The organism is Nocardiopsis alba (assembly GCF_000710955.1).
In the GTDB taxonomy this organism is placed as follows: domain Bacteria; phylum Actinomycetota; class Actinomycetes; order Streptosporangiales; family Streptosporangiaceae; genus Nocardiopsis; species Nocardiopsis alba.
On sequence record NZ_BAZE01000001.1, the window covers coordinates 85,207 to 108,327 of the forward strand.

At 69.7% G+C, this 23,121-nt stretch carries 20 protein-coding genes; 7 read left to right on the forward strand and 13 right to left on the reverse strand.

Annotation, left to right across the window (positions count from 1 at the left end; genetic code table 11):
* Window positions 1-106 precede the first annotated feature (106 nt).
* Both tatA and TR33_RS00370 read right to left on the reverse strand, forming a co-directional pair.
* Entirely contained in the window at window positions 107-430 is a 324-nt protein-coding gene (gene tatA / locus TR33_RS00360; RefSeq protein WP_014911188.1) for a Sec-independent protein translocase subunit TatA, read from the reverse strand.
* Between the two features lie 354 nt (window positions 431-784).
* Entirely contained in the window at window positions 785-2,788 is a 2,004-nt protein-coding gene (locus TR33_RS00370) for a helix-turn-helix transcriptional regulator (RefSeq protein ID WP_017533883.1), read from the reverse strand.
* Between the two features lie 96 nt (window positions 2,789-2,884).
* Between TR33_RS00370 and TR33_RS00375 the strand changes: the two genes are divergently transcribed.
* Window positions 2,885-3,982, forward strand: a complete 1,098-nt coding sequence (locus TR33_RS00375; RefSeq protein ID WP_014911750.1) for a DUF3866 family protein — start codon at window positions 2,885-2,887, stop codon at window positions 3,980-3,982.
* Window positions 3,983-3,987: 5 nt separating this feature from the next.
* Here the strand turns inward: TR33_RS00375 and TR33_RS00380 are convergent, their stop codons facing one another.
* The 6 genes from TR33_RS00380 to TR33_RS00405 all read right to left on the reverse strand — a co-directional run bounded on the left by TR33_RS00380 (window position 3,988) and on the right by TR33_RS00405 (window position 9,963).
* A complete protein-coding gene (locus TR33_RS00380) occupies window positions 3,988-5,025 on the reverse strand; it encodes a methionyl-tRNA formyltransferase (RefSeq protein WP_014911045.1) in 1,038 nt (345 codons plus the stop codon).
* A gap of 156 nt (window positions 5,026-5,181) precedes the next feature.
* Window positions 5,182-6,282: an FKBP-type peptidyl-prolyl cis-trans isomerase gene (locus TR33_RS00385; protein WP_187294480.1), complete on the reverse strand. Its 1,101-nt coding sequence runs from the start codon at window positions 6,280-6,282 to the stop codon at window positions 5,182-5,184.
* A gap of 167 nt (window positions 6,283-6,449) precedes the next feature.
* Entirely contained in the window at window positions 6,450-7,808 is a 1,359-nt protein-coding gene (pafA, locus tag TR33_RS00390) for a Pup--protein ligase (RefSeq protein ID WP_014912838.1), read from the reverse strand.
* Window positions 7,809-7,915: 107 nt separating this feature from the next.
* Complete coding sequence (gene prcA / locus TR33_RS00395) at window positions 7,916-8,674, reverse strand: proteasome subunit alpha (RefSeq protein ID WP_014912290.1); 759 nt, start codon at window positions 8,672-8,674, stop codon at window positions 7,916-7,918.
* A gap of 56 nt (window positions 8,675-8,730) precedes the next feature.
* A complete protein-coding gene (prcB, locus tag TR33_RS00400) occupies window positions 8,731-9,576 on the reverse strand; it encodes a proteasome subunit beta (RefSeq protein ID WP_017533884.1) in 846 nt (281 codons plus the stop codon).
* A gap of 183 nt (window positions 9,577-9,759) precedes the next feature.
* Window positions 9,760-9,963 (reverse strand): ubiquitin-like protein Pup, encoded by a 204-nt coding sequence (locus TR33_RS00405; protein WP_014910028.1) that lies wholly within the window; start codon window positions 9,961-9,963, stop codon window positions 9,760-9,762.
* Window positions 9,964-10,513: 550 nt separating this feature from the next.
* Between TR33_RS00405 and TR33_RS00410 the strand changes: the two genes are divergently transcribed.
* Entirely contained in the window at window positions 10,514-11,668 is a 1,155-nt protein-coding gene (locus TR33_RS00410; protein WP_014909500.1) for a S1 family peptidase, read from the forward strand.
* A 192-nt stretch (window positions 11,669-11,860) separates the two neighbouring features.
* On the opposite strand, the gene dop is transcribed toward TR33_RS00410, so the two are convergent.
* The 3 genes from dop to TR33_RS00425 form a co-directional block, all read right to left on the reverse strand.
* A complete protein-coding gene (dop, locus tag TR33_RS00415) occupies window positions 11,861-13,384 on the reverse strand; it encodes a depupylase/deamidase Dop (protein ID WP_036567840.1) in 1,524 nt (507 codons plus the stop codon).
* 294 nt (window positions 13,385-13,678) lie between these two features.
* Window positions 13,679-15,448 (reverse strand): proteasome ATPase, encoded by a 1,770-nt coding sequence (gene arc, locus TR33_RS00420; RefSeq protein ID WP_081536535.1) that lies wholly within the window; start codon window positions 15,446-15,448, stop codon window positions 13,679-13,681.
* 270 nt (window positions 15,449-15,718) lie between these two features.
* Window positions 15,719-16,657: a tRNA (adenine-N1)-methyltransferase gene (locus TR33_RS00425; RefSeq protein WP_017533885.1), complete on the reverse strand. Its 939-nt coding sequence runs from the start codon at window positions 16,655-16,657 to the stop codon at window positions 15,719-15,721.
* Window positions 16,658-16,856: 199 nt separating this feature from the next.
* On the opposite strand from TR33_RS00425, the gene ppgK reads away from it, so the two are divergent.
* Window positions 16,857-17,627, forward strand: a complete 771-nt coding sequence (ppgK, locus tag TR33_RS00430; RefSeq protein ID WP_014910967.1) for a polyphosphate--glucose phosphotransferase — start codon at window positions 16,857-16,859, stop codon at window positions 17,625-17,627.
* Window positions 17,628-18,007: 380 nt separating this feature from the next.
* Here the strand turns inward: ppgK and TR33_RS00435 are convergent, their stop codons facing one another.
* Complete coding sequence (locus TR33_RS00435) at window positions 18,008-18,343, reverse strand: hypothetical protein (protein ID WP_234305708.1); 336 nt, start codon at window positions 18,341-18,343, stop codon at window positions 18,008-18,010.
* A 211-nt stretch (window positions 18,344-18,554) separates the two neighbouring features.
* On the opposite strand from TR33_RS00435, the gene TR33_RS00440 reads away from it, so the two are divergent.
* Together TR33_RS00440 and TR33_RS00445 are read left to right on the forward strand one after the other, a co-directional pair.
* Window positions 18,555-19,811, forward strand: a complete 1,257-nt coding sequence (locus tag TR33_RS00440; protein ID WP_026124881.1) for a helix-turn-helix domain-containing protein — start codon at window positions 18,555-18,557, stop codon at window positions 19,809-19,811.
* A gap of 33 nt (window positions 19,812-19,844) precedes the next feature.
* On the forward strand, window positions 19,845-20,318 hold the full coding sequence (locus TR33_RS00445) for a DNA-processing protein DprA (protein ID WP_042280794.1): 474 nt from the start codon (window positions 19,845-19,847) through the stop codon (window positions 20,316-20,318).
* 30 nt (window positions 20,319-20,348) lie between these two features.
* Here TR33_RS00445 and TR33_RS25625 read toward each other — a convergent pair whose 3' ends face one another.
* Window positions 20,349-21,509 (reverse strand): site-2 protease family protein, encoded by a 1,161-nt coding sequence (locus tag TR33_RS25625; RefSeq protein WP_052358050.1) that lies wholly within the window; start codon window positions 21,507-21,509, stop codon window positions 20,349-20,351.
* Between the two features lie 49 nt (window positions 21,510-21,558).
* Between TR33_RS25625 and TR33_RS00455 the strand changes: the two genes are divergently transcribed.
* Window positions 21,559-22,362 carry a RecB family exonuclease gene (locus TR33_RS00455; RefSeq protein ID WP_017533888.1) on the forward strand — a complete coding sequence of 268 codons (804 nt, stop codon included), beginning with the start codon at window positions 21,559-21,561 and terminating at the stop codon, window positions 22,360-22,362.
* A 52-nt stretch (window positions 22,363-22,414) separates the two neighbouring features.
* Window positions 22,415-23,110: a response regulator gene (locus TR33_RS00460; protein ID WP_014912846.1), complete on the forward strand. Its 696-nt coding sequence runs from the start codon at window positions 22,415-22,417 to the stop codon at window positions 23,108-23,110.
* Window positions 23,111-23,121 lie beyond the last annotated feature (11 nt).

Sequence of the window (23,121 nt, forward strand, 5' to 3'; positions counted from 1 at the left end):
CCGGACCGTACCGTCCTCACGGGCCTCGCGAACACCCGGAAATCCCGTCGCTCGCCGGTGACGGGCGGCGGGAGGACCGCCGCTCGAAGGCGACGGCATCCCCGGACTACTGGTTGTAGGTCCGGTCGGTGGTCTCACCGGACTCGTTGACGATGCGCTGACCGGGGGGAAGCTGCGGGTAGCCCTGCTGCTGGTTCTGCTGCGGAGCCGGGTTCTGCTGAGGCTGCTGCTGCGCCTGCTGCCGGTTCTGCTCGCCGGCGGCCTCGTTCCCGTTCTCGTTCTCCTCGTCGATCAGGCCCTTGCTCTCGGCCTTGAGGATACGGGCGCTACGGCCCAGGGAGCGGGCCAGGTCCGGGAGCTTCTTGGCTCCGAACAGCAGGATGGCCAGGAACACCAGGATGACGATGGTAGGTCCGTTGAACGGTCCCATGGTTCTACCTCTCTGTGGGGCGCGACCGAGCGCCTCTGATGGTACGCGCATCGACTCGGTGGGCCGTCATCGCCGCGACCCTTCCCTCTGAATGCGCTCGCGCAGGTCAGCGCTGCTCACCTGGCGCCCGTCCGTCGCCCGGGACACCTTCTCGGACAGCACGGCGGCCTCGTGTCGGACCCTCGATGTGAGGGACCCGACGACGCACAGGCCGGCGATAACCGTGCCGAAAAGGACAGCGAGGGCGATCACGGTTTCACCTTATCCCTTTCCAGATGACCTACACCTCGCCCCCCGATGAACGGCTGAGACTCACTCCGACGACAAAACGGTCTCGTCCTGTTCGAGGTGGTTTCACCCTTCCTCGTAGGGCTTCAGAGCCCGCTCCGCCTCGCTCCGCACCTCGTCGGCCAGGTTCGTGGGAGACACCACACGTCCCTCGGCCCCCAGGGACAACGCCAGCCTCGCCACCCAGGCCGGGGCCGGGGTGCGCAGGGTCGCGAAGACCCCGCCGTCGGCCGACTCGACGACCGACTCGCACACGTAGTCCTCGGTGACCCAACGGGCGGACGGTTCCAGGGCCAGGGTGACCAGGGCGTCGCGGTCGGAGCGCTGAAGGATCCCCTTGGACAGGTCCCTGCGCCCCACACCCTCGGGCACCTGGGCCGCGTAGGGCAGCACCGTCAGTTCGAGTACCCGGTCCAGGCGGAACAGGCGCACGTCCTGACGCAGGTGGCAGTACCCCTCCAGGAACGTCTGACCGTCCTGCACCACCAGCCCCATCGGGTCCACATCGCGTTCGGTGACCTGGTCCAGGTAGCCCGACAGGTAGCGCAGGTGCATACGCTGTCCGGCCTCCAGAGCCTGGGAGCAGCGCCGCCGGGTCTGCGCCACCTGCTCGTCGGTCTCCACCCTGACCTGGACCGCGTCGGCCAGGTCGCCCACGGCCGTACCGGCGGCGCCGCGCAGTTTCTCCCCCACCCGCTTGAGGACCTCGCCCTCCACCCCCTGGGCCTCGGGCAGCGCCTCCAGCAGGGACAGGCCCACCACCAGGCTGGCCGCCTCGTCCGCGGTCAGCCGCAGCGGCTGGGCCAGGGTCTCGGCGTTGCCGATGATGATCTCGCCGGTCTCCTTGGCGGCGTCCAGGTCCACCTCGATGAGATCGCCGGGCGTGTAACCGGGCAGCCCGCACATCCACAGCAGGCTCAGGTCCGACACCACCTGCTTCTCGCTGAGGCCGAAGTGCCGGGCCACCTCGGGTACCCGGACGTCGCGCCCCAGCGCGTAGGGGACCAGCATCAGCAACCGGCGCAACTGGTCGGCCGAACGGGGGCCGCGTCCGGGCGTCTCGCCCTCCACCGGCTCGGCCCTCGGCCCGGGCTCCCCCGTCGGGGCCGCGACGATGCCCGCCAGGTGGGCGGCCACGGCGGCGCGCGCCTGGGCGGGCTCCACGACCTCGGCGTTGGCCCCCTGCTCGGCCACCCGCCGCACCAGGGTCGCGGTGTCGGTGTAGGGAAGGGTGAGGGTGTCCCAGGCCCGTCCCCCTCCCTCACGCTCCCCGGGGACCACGCGCAGTGCGCTGCGGCGCAGAGCGTGCGCGGAGTCGGCCCGCACCCGCACGGTGGCGGTGTGCTCGGGTTCGACGCTCTGTTCCGAGACCACCGAGCGCAGATCGACACCGGCGGGCACGCTCACGTCCGGACCGGTGCGCACCACGGTCACCTCGCCCTGGATCCGCCCGAGCCGGAAGACCCGACGGTCCTCTCGCAGCCGATCGTGGCCGACCACGTACCAGTGACCGCTCCGGTTCACGATGCCCCACGGCTCGATCTCACGCCGCTGCGGTTCGGCCTGCCCCGGTTTGCGGTACGAGAAGACGACCGGACGTCGGTCCCGCACCGCCTGCCAGATGGGGCCGAAGGCCGGCTCGTCGGTCCGCATGGTCGGGGTCAGCCCGGGGGCGGCCTCGGCGTCCACCGGGACGCCGGCCGAACGCAGCTTGAACAGGGCGTTGGCCGCCGCCTCCCCCAGAGAGGCGTGCCGCCAGGCCCGTGCCGCCAGGCCCAGTACGAGGGCCTCGTCGGGCATCAGTTCGATCTCGGACAGTTCGTAGTCCGAGCGGGAGATGCGGTAACCCTCCTCTCCACTGAAGGCGTCACCGGTTCCCACCTGGATCGGAATGCCGCTGTCGCGCAGTTCCCTCTTATCGCGCTCGAACATGCGCTTGAAGGCCGACTCGGTCTCGGCCTCCGCGTACCCCTGGACCGTCTTCCTGATCTCCTGAGCGGTCAAGTGGCGCCGCGTGGACAACAGGCAGATGACCAGGTTGAGCTGCCGTTCGGTCTTCCTGCGCGACATCGTCCGCACTCCTTCGCCCTGTGATGATGGACCGGGTGGGGCCGCGAGGGCGCGTCCTCCCACCTTCGGTTCAGCTTCGAAGGTACCGTCCCGATCATGATCCGGTGGCGCCGTGGTGAAGTCCGTCGACTCCTGCCCTCGTGGCCGGGGGTCCTCCTGTGCTCGGTCTCCCTGAGCACCGACGAAGCGAACGACGAGGAAGAGGCCCCCACCTGCCGCGCCCTGGCCTACCCCGAGCTGGTCGGGACACCCGAGGTGGGTGATTCCGTGCTCCTCAACACGGGCGCCCTGGACCTGGGGCTGGGCACCGGCGGCTACGCGTTGGTGGTGGCTCTGCCCGACCGTCTGCCGCCCGACCACGAGGGGCCCGGACACCTGGTCAAGGCTCGTTACACGCCGCTCCAGGCCACCGTCCTGGGGGCGGACGAGCAGGGCTCCCCCCACCACGAGATCCTGCGCTCCGCCCGGGGCGTGGACGATATGCCGGTGGTGGTGGCCGACCTGCACTCGGCGCTCCCCGCCGTCCTGGCCGGGATCCGGTCCGAGCGTCCCGGAACACGCGTGGTCAACGTGATGCTCGACGGCGGCGCCCTGCCCGCCGCGTTCTCACAGGTGATCGGGGTGCTACGGGAGAACGACCTGTTGGCCGGCTGTGTCACCACCGGGCAGGCCTTCGGTGGAGACCTGGAGGCCGTCACGGTGCACTCCGGGCTCCTGGCCGCCCGGCACGTCCTGGGCGCGGAGATCGCGGTGGTCTGCCAGGGCCCCGGGAACCTGGGCACCGGCACCCCTTGGGGTTTCTCCGGCGTGGCCTGTGGAGAGGCGCTCAACGCCGCCGCGGTCCTGGGAGGACGCCCCGTGGCGGCGCTGCGGGTGAGCGAGGCCGACCCGCGCCCACGCCATCAGGGGGTCTCGCACCACAGCCTGACCGCCTACGGCCGGGTCGCCCTGGCCCCTTCGGAGGTGGTGGTCCCGGATCTGCCGGGGATCTTCGGCGAACACGTGCGCGACCAGGCCTGGCCGTTGGGCGAGCGGCACACGCTGGTGGAGGTCCCGGTGACCGGGCTGGAGGACGAGATCCGTTCCCTACCGGTGAAGGTCTCCACGATGGGACGCGGATTGGAGGAGGACCGCGCGGCCTTCCTGAGCTCGGCGGCGGCCGGACGTCACGCGGCCTCTCTACTGCGCCCCTGAGCCGGTCAGAGGGCGGAGCCGCCGTTCATGTGCGCGGTGGGGTGGAGCCCGCCCGTGTCGTACTCGACCTGAACCGGCACGCGCCCGGCCGCGGAGAGCATGTGAGCGGAGGGGACGTCGAAGTACCTCCCTGGACGGAACATGGCCAACGAGGTCGGGTCCGCCCTGACGCCCTCGTCCACACGCACCACCTCCGGCACGAACACGGATCCGTCCCCGCAGGTGACGCCCCATTCCCGCCCCGATCCGGCCGAGACCACCTGGCCGGGGTCCCCACCCACGATCTCCGGCACCAGGTTTCCGGAGCAGAAGGTGATCCTGGCCCCGCCGAACATCGCGAACGCCCCCGGGTAGGGGGAGGCCAGGGCCCGCACCATCCGGTCCACGTCGCGCCCCGCCGCGGTCAGGTCCAGATGGCCGTCGCAGGGGCGACGCCGGGGCCACACCGACGCGTGACCGCTCTGCGGACGCCGGGGAGCGCGCCCCTCCAGGAGGGCGTCCAGGTTGCGCAGGATGAGTTCGGACTGTAGATGCCCGACCCGCTCGTACAGGCCGGTGGCGGTCACGTCGGAGGGCACGTCGAACCGGATCCGGTCCACGATGTCGCCCGCCTGGGCCTCACCGTCCAGGTGGAAGAGGGTGACGGCGCTGGAGCTCATGTCGCGCAGGATGGTCCACGGGATGGGGGCCCGGCCCCGGCCCACCGGAAGCGGCGAGGGGTGCACGCCGACCCCGCCCAGGGGCAGGGAGTCCAGGACCTCTTCGTGGATGAGCTGCGACCATCCGGCCACGACCATCAGGTCGATCCCGTGCGAGGAGAGCGCGTCACCGACCTCGTCGCCGTTGATGTCGGCCGCGCGCAGGTGCGGCAGGTCGTGCGCGCGCGTGACGGTCTCGAAGTCGGTGTAGCCGCAGCGGTGCGCCAGCTCGGCCGAGTAGGAGATCACCAGGCTCGGCGGCCGGCCCCGGGCGCAGAGCTCCTCCAGCGCCGGGATCCCCAGACGCAGACCCGACACGTAGCAGTAACGCCTCCGCTCCGGCATGGCTCCCCCTCCGGCCGTGGTCACTCCGGGTGACGACTCTACGCATACGGATCGCCGTGTTCCCGCAGGTCCCTTCGTTCTGCGTGTCAGAGGAAAGGCCCCGCGAGCGGTACTCGCGGGGCCTTCGAGATCGGTCGACCTTCGTGGAGAAGGGGGTTACTCCTCCTCCGCCTCCTCGTCTGCGGCGCCGTCGCCGGCCTGCTCGCCTCCGTCGCCCTCCAGCTCCTCGGGCTCGGGCTGGGGCGGGTTGTCGTAGGCGCCCAGGATGTCGATCACGAAGACCAGGGTGCCCACCGGGCCGCCCATGGCCTCCTCCTCGGTCTCGCCGTAGGCCTGGTCACCGGGGACGACCAGCAGCAGACGGCTGCCGACCTTCTGGCCGACCATGCCCTTGTCCCAGCCCTCGATCACCGCTCCGGCGCCGATGGTGGTGTCGAAGGGATCACCGCCACGGCTCCAGGTGGAGTCGAAGACCTCGTGCCCGCCGTTCTCGTCGGCCTCCCAGCGCACGCCCGTGTACTGGGCGATGACCTGCTGGCCCTCCTCGACCTCGGCGCCCTGACCCTCGATGAGGGGGAGGACCTCCAGATCCTTGGGCGGATCGGTGTCGGGGATCTCGATGGTGGGCTCGCTGTGACCCTCCTGGGTGACGGTCGGCAGATCGCCGCCGCCCTCCTCGGTCTGCTCGCCCGGCACCACGGCGCCCTTGGAGTAGCGGTCCATGATGTCGATGACCAGGACGCTGGCCCCCTCGGGAGCCTCCTGCCCCATCGCCTCGGCCTGCTCCCGCTCCTCCTGGGTCAGGGCCGGGAAGACGTAGACCGCCCGGCTGCCCAGAGGCTGGCTGACCAGCGTGTCGGTGATGTACTCGGGCATCTCGGCCATGCGCACGAGGTCGGGGGCGCCGGTCTCGTAGCTGGACTGGCCCTCCATCTCCTCGCCCTCGCCCGGCCCCGTCCACTGGTACTGGACGACGTTGGCCACGAGCAGGTCGTCCGCGCCGACCAGGCCGTTCTCGCCGGGCCCCTTGTCGACCACGCCGGAGATCTCTTCCTCGGGAGGCTGGGCGTCCGGGAAGGTGATCTGCGGTTCCTCACCGACCTCACCGGTGACGTCGGGCAGCCGGGGGTCGAGTTCCTCCTCGTTCATACGGAGGAAGGCGGGGGTCTTCCAATCCTCGGGAATCGATCCGCAGCTTGACACCGCCAGGGCGATGGCGGTCAGTGGCACCGCGAGGGCGGCGGCACGTCGGTGCATGGTCACAACCTCTGATTTCCGGCACAGGACAGGGTCACACTACCGAAAAGAGCGGGTGCGGCCACCCCGGGGAACCGATGGAAGTCGAAAGGCCCCGTCGGACGGTGTCCTCCACCGCCGACGGGGCCCGGTTCCGCGTGTCCGATCCGTGGGACCGAAAACCTCGCTCACATACCGGCGATCAGTTTCTCCACCCGTTCGTCCACGGACTTGAACGGGTCCTTGCACAGAACGGTCCGCTGTGCCTGGTCGTTGAGCTTGAGGTGCACCCAGTCCACGGTGAAGTCGCGCCGCTGTTCCTGGGCCCGGCGGATGAACTCGCCGCGCAGTCGCGCCCTCGTGGTCTGCGGTGGCACCGACTTGGCCTCGAAGATCTTCAGATCCCCGGTCACGCGTTCCATCTGGCCGCGGTTCTGCATGAGGTAGAACAGGCCGCGGTCGCGGTGGATGTCGTGGTAGGTGAGGTCGAGCTGGGCCACACGGGGCGAGGACAGCGACAGGTCGTGCTTGTCGCGGTAGCGCTCCAGCAGCATGTACTTGGCGACCCAGTCGATCTCCCGGGAGACCGACTCCAGGTTCTGGGTCTCCACCGCCTCCAGGGTGCGCTGCCACAGGTCCAGGACCCGCTTGCCCACGGGGTCGGTGCCGTGGCGGTCCACGTAGCTCTGCACCTTGTCCAGGTACTCGCGTTGGACCTCCAGGGCGCTGGCCTCACGGCCGTTGGCCAGACGCACCTTGCGCCGCCCGGTCATGTCGTGGCTGATCTCGCGGATCGCCCGGATCGGGTTCTCCAGGGTGTAGTCGCGCATGACCACCCCGGCCTCGATCATCCGCAGCACCAGATCGGTCGAGCCCAGCTTGAGGAGGGTGGTGGTCTCGCTCATGTTGGAGTCGCCCACGATGACGTGCAGACGACGGAAGCGCTCGGCGTCGGCGTGCGGCTCGTCCCGGGTGTTGATGATGGGGCGCGAACGCGTGGTCGCGGAGGAGACGCCCTCCCAGATGTGCTCGGCGCGCTGGCTGACGCAGTACAGGGCTCCCCGGGGGGTCTGGAGCACCTTGCCCGCGCCGCAGACGATCTGACGGGTGACCAGGAAGGGGATGAGGACGTCGGCGAGGCGGCCGAACTCGCCGTGCCGTCCCACGAGGTAGTTCTCGTGGCAACCGTAGGAGTTGCCCGCGGAGTCGGTGTTGTTCTTGAACAGGTAGATGTCGCCGGCGATGCCCTCCTCGTGCAGGCGCTGCTCGGCGTCGATCTGCAACCCCTCCAGGATGCGTTCGCCGGCCTTGTCGTGGGCCACCAGGTCCACGAGGTCGTCGCACTCGGGGGTGGCGTACTCGGGGTGGCTCCCCACGTCCAGGTACAGGCGGGCGCCGTTGCGCAGGAACACGTTGCTGCTGCGTCCCCACGAGACCACCCGTCGGAACAGATAGCGGGCGACCTCGTCCGGCGACAGCCTGCGCTGTCCCCGGAAGGTGCACGTGACCCCGTACTCGTTCTCCAGCCCGAAGATCCGTCGTTCCACGCGGCCTCACCAACTCCCGTCACCGTGGTGAAGACGACGGGGCCTCGTCGTCCCACCCGCCCGGACGGTGCGACGCTCCGGTGGCGTCGCACCGTCGTCCTCGTACGTCAGGTCCGGTCGGCCTCTCCATCGGTACCGTTCTCGCCGTCGGAGGCGTCCCCGGGACCGTTCCCCTTGCCCTCCTCCAGGAGGGAGATGAGACGGTCGCCGTGGATACGGCGGAACTTACGGTGTTGCCTGGAGCGTTCCAGCACGGCGACCTCCAGGTTGCCGGCCTCCAGGTCGCGTTCCTCCCCGTTCTCTCGGGCCAGGGCCTGGGTGGCCGCGTTGAGGGCCGCGGCGAGCGAGGCGTCGGCGACGAAGTGGTCCTTGAGCACGCTCGCGACGTGCTCGGAGGAACCACCGACCGCGACGAAGCCCTGCTCGTCGACGATGGAACCGTCGAAGGTGATGCGGTAGATCTCGTCCTCGGCGGCCGTGTCGCCGACCTCGGCGACGACGATCTCGACCTCCCAGGGCTTGAGGCTCTCGCTGAAGACGGTGCCCAGGGTCTGGGCGTAGATGTTGGCGAGCTGACGTCCGCTGACGTCACGGCGGTCGAACTGGTAACCGCGCACGTCGGCGAAGCGCACGCCCATCAGACGCAGGTTCTCGAACTCGGGATAGCGGCCGACGGCGGCGAAGCCGATGCGGTCGTAGAGTTCGCTGATCTTGTGCAGGGTGCGGGACATGTTGTCCGCCACCAGAAGGATTCCGCCCTCGTACTGGAGGACGACGGCGCTACGGCCGCGCGCGATTCCCTTGCGCGCGTAGTCCGCCTTGTCCTTCATCTGCTGTTCGGGGGCGACGTAGAACGGCATCGACACCGCGGATCGTTTCCTTACCTAGTCGGGAGAGGTCTGTCGTGGGGGCGCTGGGCCGCTCAGTCCAGTCGGGCCGTGGGTCCGTCCGGATGTACGGCGCGTCCCTCGACCACCTCCGTGGCCAGTCGGGCGACGTCCTCGGTGGGGACCCGACGGTGACCGTCCTCGGTGATCACGTCGATCAGGGGGAAGATCCTGCGGTGCAGGTCGGGGCCGCCGGTGGCGGAGTCCTCGTCGGCCGCGTCGTAGAGCGATTCCAGGGCGACCTTGATCGCGGTGGTCTCGTCGAGGTCGTCGCGGTAGAGCTTCTTGATCGAGCCCTTGGCGAAGACCGAACCGGACCCGATCGAGTGGTAGCGCTGTTCCTCGTAGCGGCCGCCCGCGGCGTCGTAGCTGAAGACACGCCCCTGGCCGGTGGCCTCGTCGTAGCCGACCAGCAGGGGGATCACCACGAAGCCCTGCATCGCCATGCCCAGGTTGCCCCGGACCATCTGGGCGAGCTTGTTCGCCTTACCCTCGAGGGAGAGGGAGCGACCCTCCAGCTTCTCGTAGTGTTCGAGCTCCACCTGGTAGAGCCGTGCCAGTTCGATGCCGATGCCGGCCGAACCCGCGATGGCCACCGCCGAGTACTCGTCGGTGCGGTAGAGCTTGTCCATGTCCCTGTTGGCGATGACGTTGCCCTGGGTGGCCCTTCGGTCCCCGGCCAACAGGACACCGCCGGGGAAGGTCAGGGCGACGATGGTCGTCGCGTCCGGTGTGAGGTGTTCGACGACCCCTCCCGTGGCGTTCAGGTGCTGTCCGGGCAGCAACTCGGGGTTGACCGCCCGGAGGAACTCGGTGAAGGACGAGGTACCCGCACTCATGAAAGCGGCCGGCAACCCTCCGCCCTCGAACCCTTCGAACACGCGACTCCCTCCACTGGCGCCCCACCCCGTCTCGGGATGGATGGGGCGCTCGTCATCCGTTGTACGTCGACCGGCCGTTCCGGTCGGGGCCGGCCCGACCGGGCCGACAGGATCGACCTTAACCTTGCGCGTCACGGGGCCGGGGGCCTCCGAATGCGCTGTCAGCGAACCGTTCCAGGACGGTCACTGACCGCCCTTCTGCACGAACTGACGCACGAAGTCCTCGGCGTTGCTCTCCAGGACGTCGTCGATCTCGTCGAGGATGTCGTCGACGTTCTCGTCGAGTTCCTCGTTGCGTTCCACGGTCTCCGCGGAGGCCTCGGTCTCCTCGACCTCCTCGTCACGACGCGAGGAGTGCTTCTGACCACCGGTGTCCTTAGTCGCCATCGTTTGCTACCTCCCGTTCGGGGCTCTCGCCCTTATCTTGGCCCAACGGCACCCGGCTCAACCCCCTTCCCGGGGCCCGATACCCGCTAGTTACCTCGAATCGTCCCCTGGGGAGCGGGCGGATGACGGTTCCGGTGCCCCTCGCCCCGGGCGTGTCTCCGGTGCGGGGCGAGGCCGCCCCCGACGATTCCCCTCGGTGAGGCCCTTTTCGTGTAACGGCGTGTTCACGTGAACCCGCTCGGAACCCAGTACCTTTGTCCGGATCTGGCCAGATATACCCCCTTGCGCACACATATGCACTTCAGTCCGTGACCAAACGGTACGGCTACGACTAGGTGACGCCCCGTGTTCGCGACGGACAGCGACGGTCATCACCCGATGACCCGATCATGGGGCGTCAACCTGAATGATTTCCCCGCTTGACCGTCTTTCCCTCACCAAAACGTGCACTTATGGTTGGGCGTTGTTTACCGAATGTCTCGGTGAACAACGGAGAGCGAACACGTTCGACCTCCGATCCCCCGTCAGTCCCCCTGGAGAGTAGGGATCAATGAGACCCTCCCCCGTTGTCTCCGCCATAGGTACCGCGGCCTTGGCCTTCGGTCTGGCTCTGACCACCTCCCCGGCTGCCCTCGCGGCGACCGGCCCCCTCCCCCAGTCCCCCACCCCGGATGAAGCCGAGGCCACCACCATGGTCGAGGCCCTCCAGCGCGACCTCGGCCTGTCCCCCTCTCAGGCCGACGAGCTCCTCGAGGCGCAGGCCGAGTCCTTCGAGATCGACGAGGCCGCCACCGCGGCCGCAGCCGACTCCTACGGCGGCTCCATCTTCGACACCGACAGCCTCACCCTGACCGTCCTGGTCACCGACGCCTCCGCCGTCGAGGCGGTCGAGGCCGCCGGCGCCGAGGCCAAGGTGGTCTCGCACGGCATGGAGGGCCTGGAGGAGATCGTCGCCGACCTGAACGCGGCCGACGCTCAGCCCGGCGTCGTGGGCTGGTACCCCGACATCCACTCCGACACGGTCGTCCTCGAGGTCCTCGAGGGCTCCGGTGCCGACGTGGACTCCCTGCTCGCCGACGCCGGTGTGGACACCGCCGACGTCAAGGTGGAGAGCACCACCGAGCAGCCCGAGCTGTACGCCGACATCATCGGCGGTCTCGCCTACACCATGGGTGGGCGCTGCTCGGTCGGCTTCGCGGCCACCAACGCCTCCGGCCAGCCCGGGTTCGTCACCGCCGGCCACTGCGGCACCGTCGGCACCCCGGTCAGCATCGGCAACGGCCAGGGCGTCTTCGAGCGTTCCGTCTTCCCCGGCAACGACTCCGCCTTCGTCCGCGGCACCTCGAACTTCACCCTGACCAACCTGGTCAGCCGCTACAACACCGGTGGTTACGCGACCGTCTCCGGCTCCTCGCAGGCGGCGATCGGCTCGCAGATCTGCCGTTCCGGCTCCACCACCGGCTGGCACTGCGGCACCGTCCAGGCCCGCGGCCAGACGGTGAGCTACCCCCAGGGCACCGTGCAGAACCTGACCCGCACCAACGTCTGCGCCGAGCCCGGTGACTCCGGCGGCTCCTTCATCTCCGGCAGCCAGGCCCAGGGCGTCACCTCCGGTGGCTCCGGCAACTGCTCCTTCGGCGGCACCACCTACTACCAGGAGGTCAACCCGATGCTGAGCAGCTGGGGTCTGACCCTGCGCACCTGATCCACGGATCACCCTCTCGGTAGATCGGTGTCCCCGACCCCGGGGCCCGCGCTCCCGACGGCCCCGTCCGCGTCAGCGGGCGGGGCCGCCCGCGTTCGCACGCGAGGAACGGACGAACGCGGAGGGGCCGCCCGTCCCGCACGCTCGCGCGCCGGACACGAACGGCCCCGAAGGTCCCCCGTCGACCGGACCTCAGCCCCGTCGGTTCCCGCCCAGGATCGCCACCAGGTCGACGGCGGTGGGCGCCGCGTCCAGCAGGGCCCCCACATGCTCCCTGGTGCCCCGGAGCGGCTCCAGGGTGGGAACCCGCTGGAGGGAGTCGTGACCGGGCAGGTCGAAGATGACCGAGTCCCAGGAGGCGGCCGCGACCTCGTCCGGGTACTTGGCCAGGCAACGGCCCCGGAAGTAGGCCCTGGTGTCCTCGGGCGGCTCGGTGACGGCCCGGGCGACCTCCGACTCCTCCACGAGCCTTCGAACCTTCCCGCGGGCGGCGAGCCGGTTGTAGACGCCCTTGTCCTGACGGACGTCGGAGTATTGGAGATCCACCATCTGGAGTCGGGGGTGGGTCCACTCCAGACCATCGCGCGAACGGTACCCCTCCAGGACCTTCAGCTTGGCCACCCAGTCCAGCTCCTCGGCCAGGTCCATCGGGTCCGACGCGAGTCGGGCCAGCACCGACTCCCACCGGTCCAGCACGTCGGCGGTATCGGGGTCCACGTCCGTACCGAAACGGTCCTCGACGTACTTGCGGGCCTGGTCCAGGTACTCGCCCTGGAGTTCCAGGGCGGTCATGCGCCGACCGTCCCGCAGCCGGACCCGGTGGGTCAGACCGGGGTCGTGGGAGATCTCCCGCAGATCCGCGACGGGCGTCTCCAGGGACAGGTCCGCCTCGAGGAAGCCGTCCTCGATCATCGACAGCACCAGGGAGGTCGTCCCCAGCTTGAGGTAGGTCGAGATCTCGCTCATGTTGGCGTCGCCGATGATCACGTGCAGACGCCGGTAACGCTCGGGATCGGCGTGGGGCTCGTCCCGGGTATTGATGATCGGTCGCTTGAGGGTGGTCTCCAGACCGACCTCGACCTCGAAGAAGTCGGCCCGCTGGGAGAGCTGGAAACCGCCGCCCTGTCCGTCGGTGCCCAGCCCCACCTTGCCGGCGCCGCACACCACCTGGCGGGAGACGAAGAACGGGATGAGGTGCCGGACGATGTCCCCGAAGGGGGTCGACCGGTTCATCAGGTAGTTCTCGTGGCAGCCGTAGGAGGCGCCCTTGTTGTCGGTGTTGTTCTTGTACAGCTGGATCGGTTCGACGCCGGGCGTGGCCGCGGCCCGGGCCGCCGCGTCGGCCATCACCCTCTCTCCGGCCTTGTCCCACAGCACCGCGTCGAGCGGGTTGGTGACCTCGGGGGCCGAGTACTCCGGATGCGCGTGGTCCACGTACAGACGCGCGCCGTTGGTGAGGATGACGTTGGCCAGTCCCAGATCCTCGTCGGTCAGCTGGGTCGGGTCGGCCATCTCCCGCGCCAGATCGAACCCCCGCGCGTCGCGCAGCGGGTTCTCCTCCTCGAAGTCCCAACGGGCCCTGCGGGCCCGGGCCGCCGAGGCGGCGAGGTAGGCGTTGACCACCTGGGTGGAGGTGACCATCGCGTTGGCGCCGGGGTTTCCCGGCACGGAGATCCCGTATTCGGTCTCGATACCCATAATCCGCCGCACACTCATGATGAGAGGTTATCCGCCGGGGCACCGTCTTGAACGCTTCCGCGCCAATTGTGGCCTAAGCGCCGTCTTCCCGGGCGTTTCGAAAGAGCGGAAACCGGCGTGTCGGCGCAGTTCGGAACGGGTTCGCGAGGATTCGCAAGAAAAACAGACGAAAAGAGGAACAAACTCGACCGGAACGTTTTGTCCGGATACTTCGTGTGCCGCGACACGAGGCGTCCCCCGACACGCGGGAGGGCCCGCCGGGACGTCCCGACGGGCCCTCTCACAGCGGCCGTGACCGCGGACGAGCACGGGTCACAGGTACTGACCGGTGTTGGCGACGGTGTCGATGGAGCGACCGGCGTCGGCGCCCTTCTTCCCCGTCACGAGGGTCCGGATGTAGACGATCCTCTCGCCCTTCTTGCCGGAGATCCTGGCCCAGTCGTCCGGGTTGGTGGTGTTGGGCAGGTCCTCGTTCTCGCTGAACTCGTCGACGCAGGCCTGGAGGAGGTGGGAGACCCTGATCCCCTTGGACCTGTTGTCGATGAAGTCCTTGATCGCCATCTTCTTGGCGCGGGAGACGATGTTCTCGATCATCGCGCCGGAGTTGAAGTCCTTGAAGTACAGGACCTCCTTGTCACCGTTGGCGTAGGTGACCTCCAGGAAGCGGTTCTCCTCCCCCTCGGTGTACATCCGCTCCACGACCCGCTGGATCATGGCGTCCACCGTGGCCTTGGCGGACCCGCCGTGTTCGACCAGGTCCTCCTCGTTCAGCGGCAGATCGGAGGTGATGTACTTGCCGAAGATGTCCCGGGCCGCCTCGGCGTCGGGCCGTTCGATCTTGATCTTGACGTCCAGACGGCCGGGCCGCAGGATCGCCGGGTCGATCATGTCCTCGCGGTTGGAGGCGCCGATGACGATGACGTTCTCCAGCCCCTCGACACCGTCGATCTCGCTGAGCAACTGCGGGACGATGGTGTTCTCCACGTCGGAGGACACCCCCGAACCGCGGGTGCGGAAGATCGAGTCCATCTCGTCGAAGAACACGATGACCGGGGTGCCCTCGGAGGCCTTCTCACGGGCCCGCTGGAAGACCAGGCGGATGTGCCGCTCGGTCTCGCCGACGTACTTGTTGAGCAGCTCCGGACCCTTGATGTTGAGGAAGAAGCTCTTGCCGACGTCCCGACCGGTGCGCTCGGCGACCTGCTTGGCCAGCGAGTTGGCGACCGCCTTGGCGATGAGCGTCTTACCGCATCCGGGCGGGCCGTACAGCAGCACACCCTTGGGCGGACGCAGACGGTGCTCGTAGAAGAGCTCCTTGTACAGGTAGGGCAGTTCGACCGCGTCCCGGATCATCTCGATCTGCCCCGCCAGGCCACCGATGTCGGTGTAGGCGATGTCGGGGACCTCCTCGAGGATGAGCTCCTCGACCTCGGACTTGGGAATGCGCTCGTACACGTACCCGGATCGGGGTTCGAGCAGGAGCGAGTCCCCCGGCCGGATCGGTTCGTCGCGCAGCGGCTCCGCCAGCCGCACGATCCGTTCCTCGTCGTGATGTGAGATCACCAGCGCCCGCTCGCCGTCCTCAAGGATCTCCTTGAGCATGACGACCTCGCCGACGGTCTCGAACGACTCCACCTCGACGACGTTGAACGCCTCGTTGAGCATGACCTCCTGGCCCGGCCGCAACGTCTCCAGATCCACGGAGGGACTGACGTTGACGCGCATCTTGCGGCCGTTGGTGAAGATCTCGACGGTATCGTCTTCGCGCGACCCAAGGTAGACACCGAAGCCCGACGGCGGCTGTGCGAGCCGGTCGACCTCCTCCTTGAGCGCCACGATCTGCTCGCGCGCCTCCTTCAATGTGGAGACGAGCCGTTCGTTCTGCCCGTTGGCCGCGGCGAGGTCGGCTTGGACCTCACGCAACCGTTCCTCGAGCAGACGTACATGTCGGGGCGAGTCGGCGAGCTTACGCCGAACCACGCTGAGTTCCTTTTCCATGTAGGAGACCTGGGCCGTGAGTTCAGCGACTTCACGGTCCCGGTCGCTCTGACGCTCGTCTTCGCGCTCGGCCACGTCCGCCACCTCCCTATGAGAAGGACGACTACTCGGGAGCGTACCTACCCCTGCCCATTTCCTAACCTCCCAGCTTGAGGGAGTGTCGTAGGCCTCATTTTGAGGTCTTGCTTAACCGCAGGTCATCGTGCTAGAGCACACTGCGACGTAATGAGAACGTAACCTCCGTGTCCATCACCTGGAAAGCCCGGTTCACGTCCGGAGCCCCCATCGTCGTCTTCGGCGGGCATGGAGAAGCCCGCCCGGGCGTACCCGGGCGGGCTCGAAGCGAGGCTCTCGTCAGTCCTCGGTGGAGGAGCTCTCCTCCGTCACACCGTTCACGGCGCCCTCGGTGCCCTTCGCGGCGCTCCGGGAGGCCTCGTAGTCCTTGCCGTAGGCGCCCTTGGCCGGACGACGGCGACGCTCGGGGGCCTCGACACCGTCGGCCAGGCGGCGGGCGACCACCAGGAAGCCGGTGTGACCGATCATCCGGTGGTCCGGACGCACCGCCAGACCCTCCACGTGCCAGGTGCGCAGCATGGTCTCCCACGAGCGCGGCTCGTAGAACCGGTCGTCCTCGCGCAGCTCCTCCACCACCCGGGAGAGCTGGGTCGTGGTGGCCACGTAGCAGCACACCAGGCCACCCGGGATGAGGGCCCGGGCCACGGCGTCCAGGCACTCCCAGGGAGCGAGCATGTCGAGGAAGACCCGGTCGACGTCGGTCTCGTCGAGCTCCTCGACCAGGTCGCCCACCGTCAGTCTCCAGGCCGGGTGCGGACCGCCGTGGAAGTTCTCGACGTTCTTGCGGGCGATCTCGGCGAAGTCGGCGCGGCGCTCATAGGAGTGCACCATGCCCTTCTCGCCGACCGCGCGCAGCAGCCAGTTGGACATGGCGCCCGATCCGGCGCCGGCCTCGACCACCCGGGCACCGGGGAAGATGTCGGCCTCCACCAGGACCTGGGCCGCGTCCTTGGGGTAGACGATGGTCGCCCCACGCTTCATGGAGAGCGTGTAGTCGATGAGCAGGGGGCGCAGCGCGACATAGGCGGTGCCCGTGTTGGAACGGACGACGCTTCCCTCGGGTTCGCCGATGAGATCGTCGTGCTCGACCTTGCCCTTGTGCGAGTGGAAGGCGCCACCCTCACGCAGTGTGATCGTGTGCATGCGCCCCTTGGGGTCGGTCAACTGCACGGTGTCACCGTCGGTGAAGGGGCCGCGGCGGCCATGGATACCGGTCAACGTCGCTCTCGTCTTCCCACGTCGCGTTTGTTCGGGGCAGTCGCCCAGCGTATCGGCCCCCGGATACCGGACCGAACCGTCCGCCCCTCCCGGACCCCCTCCACCAGGCGTGCGAAAACCCTTTCTCTCGGGCAGGATCGGGCATGGGACAGACCCACACGATCCGATCGACGCACGAGGACCACGGGGGACACCAGCCATGTCAGAGCCGACCACGGGCCTGGGAATCGACATCGGCGGCAGCGGTATCAAGGGGGCCCCGGTCGACCTGGACTCCGGGGAGTTCCTCCGCGATCGCCTCAAGATCCTCACCCCCGAACGTCCCGGCCCCGAGGCCGTGGCGGCGATCGTCGCCGAGATCGCCGACCACTTCCCGGAGGCCGCGGGCACCCCGCTCGGCGTCACCTTCCCCGGCGTGGTCCAGAACGGGACGGTGCGCACCGCCGCGAACCTGCCCGGCCCCTGGGTGGGGACCGACGCGCGGGCCCTGTTCTCCCAGGCCACCGGGCGGCCGGTCCGCGTGCTCAACGACGCCGACGCCGCCGCTCTGGCCGAGGCCCGCTACGGGGCCGCGAAGGGCGTGCTCGGCACGGTCCTGATGACGACCCTGGGCACCGGGATCGGTACGGCGCTGGTGGTGGACGGGCGGCTGGTCCCCAACACCGAGTTCGGCCACCTGGAGATCGACGGGCACGACGCGGAGACACGAGCCTCGTCCGGCGCCAGGAAACGGGACGAGTTGTCCTACCAGGCGTGGGCCCGAAAACGCCTGAACCGCTACTACCGGGTGATCGAGGACCTGCTGTGGCCCGACCTGATCGTGGTCGGCGGCGGGGTCAGCCGCAAGGCCGACCGTTTCCTCCCCCACCTGGACATCCGCACCCCGATCGTGCCGGCGACGCTGCGCAACACCGCCGGGATCGTCGGCGCGGCCCTGGCCGCGACCGAGGACCACGCCCGACACGCCTAGGACGGTGGAGCCGGGTCTCCGGATGCCCGGGGCGACGCGGATCCCGGAGGAGAAGGGGGGATCCGCGCCGCCCCTGTCGGGGCCGAGGGGCCGGGCAAGGTCTGGAGCCCGGGTCTCGCCGTCTCGGGGAAAACGGCGGACCCGGGCCCGGAGGGGGCGCCCGACCCCGGGGAGGGAACGGCACTACCAGGCACCCGTCAAGGGGTGGAGGCCACCGCCCCGATCACGCACCGGGGCGGCTTCGGGTGTCGGGCGGGTCCGGAGCCCGCGCAGAGGGAGACTGGGTTCGGGCCTCGACCCGGACACCGCCCCACACCCGGGGCTGTGCCTTGGCACAGCCCGTACTCACGCGGGCCGCGACCCGCGTGTATGTCTTCTTCTCAGCCGTCCTCGACGGCCGCCATCACACCGACGATCCTGCGAACGGCGTCGGAGGTCCGCTCCACCGGCGTCAACGGGACCCCCGTCGACGAATCGGCCGTCCCGTCCCGGGACGGCCATCGCATCCACCACCACAGGTCTCCGCGGTGCGGCCGCAGGGCGGCGCCCTGAGGTCGGGCGGCGGGGCCCGTGTGGACGATGCCCCGGGCACCGTCCTCCCTGGCCTCGATCCCACGTGAACGCAGTTCGGTCGCCATCCCCCGCAGTGCCAGGGCGGCGAGGCCCTCGTACCTCGCCAGGCTCGGGCTCCCCGCGGGCGGCGTCTCCACGGTCACGTGTTCCGACCTCCTTCCGGCTCCGACGGCGACACCCGCCGGACCCACAACCCCACTGTGCCGCATCCCCGGGCCCTCGGAACGCCCGTATGCGGATCACGCATCACACCTTCTTTTTCACACATAGCCACCAAGGCGCTCCGGAATCCCTAACCTAAGGCCCATGCCCCAACCTGACGGCCTTCCCCAGGACCTGTGGACCCGACCGCGCATGGCCGCCGCTCTCGCGAGCTGCGACATCCCGACGGTCATCGAAGGCGTGCGCGCCGCGCGCGGCTGGTCCCAGGGCGAGCTCGCCCGAGAGCTCACCTACTCACAGAGCTGGGTCTCCCGCGTCGTCAACGGGCAGCAGTCCCTCACCGTCGGGCAGGTCCGGGAACTGGCACGGCGACTCGACATCCCGTTGCACCTGATCCGCTTCGGCGGCCTGCCGCAGGAGGGCACCATCCTGGGCCCGGCCCCCACGAGGCGACGCCCCGCGGGGGGCACGCTCGTGCCGGGCGGCATCGTCCTCCCGAACTTCCCGGCCCCGGGCGAACACACGGGCCACCACGGCGTCGACGAGACCACCGCCCCCGCCCTGCGCTCCATCACCGGCGGGCAGCGTCGCATGGACGCCACCTCGCCCGCGCGTCACCTGCTGCCCAGCGCGACCACTCACGTGCACCTGGCCGAGCAGATGCTCACGAGCTCGCGCGGGACACCCTTCCACACCGAACTCAGCGCCGCCGCCAGCGAGGCCTCCGGCTTCGCCGCCTGGCTCAACGCCGACCTCGGGGACATGGGATCGGCGCGTATGCACTACCGCACCGCCGTGATCCGAGCCCGCCAGGCGGGGATGCGGCTGCTCGACGTGTACATGCTGGGTTCGCTGGCCTCCTTCGAGATCGAGACCGCCGAGGATCCCGAGCTGGGGCTGGGGCTGGTCCAGGAGGCCGAACACGTTCTGGGCCCCGACGCGCACCCCACCGCCCGCGCCTGGCTGGCCTGTATCGGCGCCCTCGCCCACGCCGGCCTGGGCGATCGCGCGGCGGCCCTGGGCGCCCTGCGTCACGCGGAACGCGAGGTCTCCGGCCCCGACAACGCCCACCCGCCCTGGCCCTGGGTGTTCGCCTTCGACGAGGCCAAGGTCGCCGGCTACCGCGCCCTGGTGGGGGTACGTCTGCGCACCCCGCACGAGGCCCGCGCCGCCTTCGCCGAGGCCGTGGCGCCCTCTTCCCGCAACGTCAAGCAGTCCGCCCTGCTCAAGGTCGAGCTGGCCTCCGCCCACGCCGAGGCCGGGGACGTCGACGAGGCCTTCCGGCTGGCCCAGGAGGCCCTGACCACCGGGATGCGTTTCGCCTCCGAGAGGGTCATGGGCCGGGTGCGCTCCTTCCGCAAGGGCTATAGGGGTCCCCACGCGACCTGCGTCGAGGACCTCGACAACAGGCTTTCGACCCTGGTTACCTCCGTCCCCGACAATGGGTAGAAACCCGGCGCGAACGAACGACAGGGAGGTCATGTGATCCGTATCGGCATCACCGGGCACCGCAACCTGGCCCCGGAGGTGAGCGACCACGTCGCCGGGCTGGTCAGGGAGCACCTGGAGCCCCACGGACACGCCATGGTCGGGTTGTCCTGCCTCGCCGACGGGGCCGACTCGGTCTTCGCCGAGGTCGTCCTGGAGGCCGGCGCCCCGTTGGAGGCCGTCATCCCCGCCTCCGGCTACCGCGAGGCGCTGCCGGTCGAACACCACACGCTCTACGATCGTCTCCTGGCCCAGGCGGTCCTGATCCACGAACTGCCGCACACCGCCTCCGAACCCCGGGCCCACATGGCCGCCGGACGTCTGCTCGTCGAACGGAGCGACCGGATCCTCGCGGTCTGGGACGGGCTCCCCGCGCGCGGTCCCGGCGGCACCGCCGACGTCGTCGCCTACGCCCGCGTCCTGGAACGCCCGGTCACGGTCCTGTGGCCCCAGGGGGTCCGACGCTGAGCGGACACGGACCCCCTCGCCCCCGGGGCCTCAGCTCCGCCCCCGCCCCGTCATCGCCGCGTTCACGTCGCTCGCCCGTAGGACACCGAACACGCCACCGTCCTCCTCCACCACCAGATACTCCGGCAGCGGATGGCGTACGAGCCGTTCCAAGAGCTCCTCGCCCTCCTCCCCCGCCGGCACCCGGGAGTACTCCGTCAACGCCCGTGCCACGTCCGAGACCGGTACCCAGGCGCGTCGGGCGTCGGAGATCGCCTCGGCCGCCGCGGGATGCATCACCGAGATCGGCGTCCCCGCCGAGTCGGCCACCACCACCGCCTCGGCGCCCGCCTCCCGGAGCATCGCGTCGGCCCGCGCCAACGGAAGATCGGCGGTCACCACCACGGCGGGGCGGGCGAGCTCCCGGGCGCGCAGCCCCGGCACCCGCGACCGCACCCGCGCGTTGCGCAGGGCCTCCCCGGCCCCCAGCCACATGAACCCGGCCAGGAAGAGCCCCCACGCCACGGCCCAGGGTCCCGGGGTGGTGCCCGCGCTCCACGCGAGCAGGAACGGCAGGGCGGCCCCGCCCAAGGCCAGGATCCGGCCTCCCCATGCCGCGACCACACCGGCGGTGTGCGGCCGACCCGTCAGCTTCCAGACGCCGGCCCGCAACAGTCGTCCCCCGTCCAGGGGCAGCCCCGGCAACAGGTTGAACACGCCCACCAGCAGGTTGGCGATCCACAGTTGGAAGAGCAGTTCGCCGGTGACCGTGAACGGGTCGGCCAGCCGCGCCAGCCCGTACGCGCCCGCCGCCAGCACCAGGGACAGCAAGGGGCCGGAGAAGGCGATCCAGAACTCCCGTCCCGGGGTGGGCGCCTCCCTGTCGATCTCCGAGACCCCGCCCAGGACGTACAGCACGATCCGTCGCACCGGCAGTCCGTACCAGCGCGCCACCACCGAATGCGCCAGCTCGTGCACCAGGACCGACGCGTAGAGCAGCACCGCGAAGACGAAGGCCAACAGGTACGCCGAGGGGCCCAGGGCCAGACGGGTCTGGACGATTCCTCCGTAGACCAGCGTGATCAGCACCGCCACGATCCACCACGAGGAGGTCACGTAGACCGGCACCCCGAAGGGACGACCGATCAGTAACCCCGGCTTCCGGGAACGGGAGTCGGGGCGAGGCGCGGAGGGATCACTACCGTTGGTCACGGCCCCAGACTATGACGACCCTCCGCCGGTCCTCTCATAGGCTCGGACCATGACCACCGCTCCGCTGCCGACCGCCCTCTCGCCCTCCCGGGCCTCCGACTTCCTGCAATGCCCGCTGCTCTTCCGTTTCCGAACGATCGACCGGCTTCCCGAGAAGCCCAGCGCCGCCGCGCTGCGCGGAACCCTGGTCCACGCCTGCCTGGAGCGCCTCTACGAGCTTCCGGCCGAGAGCCGGACCCCTCGGAGCGCGCTCGACCTGGTCGACCCGCAGTGGAAGCGGCTCCGGGAGAGCGACCCCGAGGTCGCCGAACAGCTCTTCCCCGACGGCGAGGGGCTCGACGCGTGGCTGGAGTCGGCCCGGAAGCTGGTCCGGCGCTACTTCGACCTGGAGAACCCGGTCACCCTGGAACCCCGGGAACGCGAGATGCGCCTCGAGGTGTCGTTGCCCACGGGTCTGCGCCTGCGGGGATACGTCGACCGTCTGGACGTGGCGCCCGCCGGCCAGATCAGAGTGGTCGACTACAAGACCGGGAAGTCGCCCCATCCCCGTTTCGAGGACAAGGCCCGCTTCCAGATCTTCTTCTACGCGGTCATGATCTGGCGCGATCTCGGGGTGGTCCCCGCCCGGCTCCAGCTCATCTACCTGGGCGACGGATCCGTGCGCTGGTACGACCCCACCGAGGAGGAACTCGCCGCGGCCGAGGCCGAGATCTCCGACATCTGGGAACGGATCGAGGCCGCCGGCCGCGCCGGTCGCTGGGAGCCCAAACGCAGCAAGCTCTGCGGTTGGTGCGAGCATCAGGCCCTGTGCCCGGAGTTCGGCGGCACCCCTCCCCCGCTGCCCACGGCCTGACATCGCCGTCGACGAGGGAGCGGTCACTCGGAGTATGCGGCAGAATCGAAGCGTGCCCGTCTCAGTTCTCCTCGTCGACGACCAGCCCCTCGTGCGGGCCGGTTTCCGGATGATCCTGGAAACGGCCCCGCACCTGTCCGTCGTGGGCGAGGCCTCCGACGGCCGCGAGGCCCTGCGCCGGGTCCGAGAGCTCCTCCCCGACGTGGTGCTGATGGACCTGCGCATGCCCGGCGTCGACGGGGTGCGCGCCACCGCGGACATCCTCGCCTGGGCCGCGCCCCTCGGGCACAAGGTGCGCGTGCTGGCCCTGACCACCTTCGACCTGGACGAGTACGCCATCGGAGCGCTGCGCGCGGGGGCCACCGGCTTCCTCCTCAAGGACGCGCCTCCGAGCGAGCTCATCGGCGCGGTGGAGGTGGTGGCCGACGGTTCGGCCGTGATCGCGCCGGCCGTCCTGCGCCGGCTCCTCGACCGCTTCTCCCCTCTCCTGCCCGACGTGGAGTCCGAACCCGAGACCGACGGGGCCGACCCCCTCACCTCCCGCGAACACGAGGTCCTGCGGCTGGTCGCCCGCGGCTGGTCCAACGCCGAGATCGCCGCACACCTCTTCTTGGGCGAGACCACCGTCAAGTCCCACGTGGGCAACATCCTCACCAAACTCGGCCTGCGCGACCGCGTCCAAGCGGTCGTCCACGCCTACGAAAGCGGACTCGTCCGCCCCGGACACGACCTTCCGTCCGACCACTGAACCCACCCACG

Excerpts from the sequence above, each read along its gene's own strand:
- tatA (WP_014911188.1), bottom strand. The coding sequence starts at position 430 with ATGGGACCGTTCAACGGACCTACCATCGTCATCCTGGTGTTCCTGGCC.
- ppgK (WP_014910967.1), top strand. The coding sequence starts at position 16,857 with ATGTCAGAGCCGACCACGGGCCTGGGAATCGACATCGGCGGCAGCGGT.
- TR33_RS00440 (WP_026124881.1), top strand. The coding sequence starts at position 18,555 with ATGGCCGCCGCTCTCGCGAGCTGCGACATCCCGACGGTCATCGAAGGC.
- TR33_RS00410 (WP_014909500.1), top strand. The coding sequence starts at position 10,514 with ATGAGACCCTCCCCCGTTGTCTCCGCCATAGGTACCGCGGCCTTGGCC.
- TR33_RS00380 (WP_014911045.1), bottom strand. The coding sequence starts at position 5,025 with ATGCCGGAGCGGAGGCGTTACTGCTACGTGTCGGGTCTGCGTCTGGGG.
- TR33_RS00405 (WP_014910028.1), bottom strand. The coding sequence starts at position 9,963 with ATGGCGACTAAGGACACCGGTGGTCAGAAGCACTCCTCGCGTCGTGAC.
- TR33_RS00385 (WP_187294480.1), bottom strand. The coding sequence starts at position 6,282 with ATGCACCGACGTGCCGCCGCCCTCGCGGTGCCACTGACCGCCATCGCC.
- TR33_RS00370 (WP_017533883.1), bottom strand. The coding sequence starts at position 2,788 with ATGTCGCGCAGGAAGACCGAACGGCAGCTCAACCTGGTCATCTGCCTG.
- dop (WP_036567840.1), bottom strand. The coding sequence starts at position 13,384 with ATGAGTGTGCGGCGGATTATGGGTATCGAGACCGAATACGGGATCTCC.
- TR33_RS00375 (WP_014911750.1), top strand. The coding sequence starts at position 2,885 with ATGATCCGGTGGCGCCGTGGTGAAGTCCGTCGACTCCTGCCCTCGTGG.
- TR33_RS00455 (WP_017533888.1), top strand. The coding sequence starts at position 21,559 with ATGACCACCGCTCCGCTGCCGACCGCCCTCTCGCCCTCCCGGGCCTCC.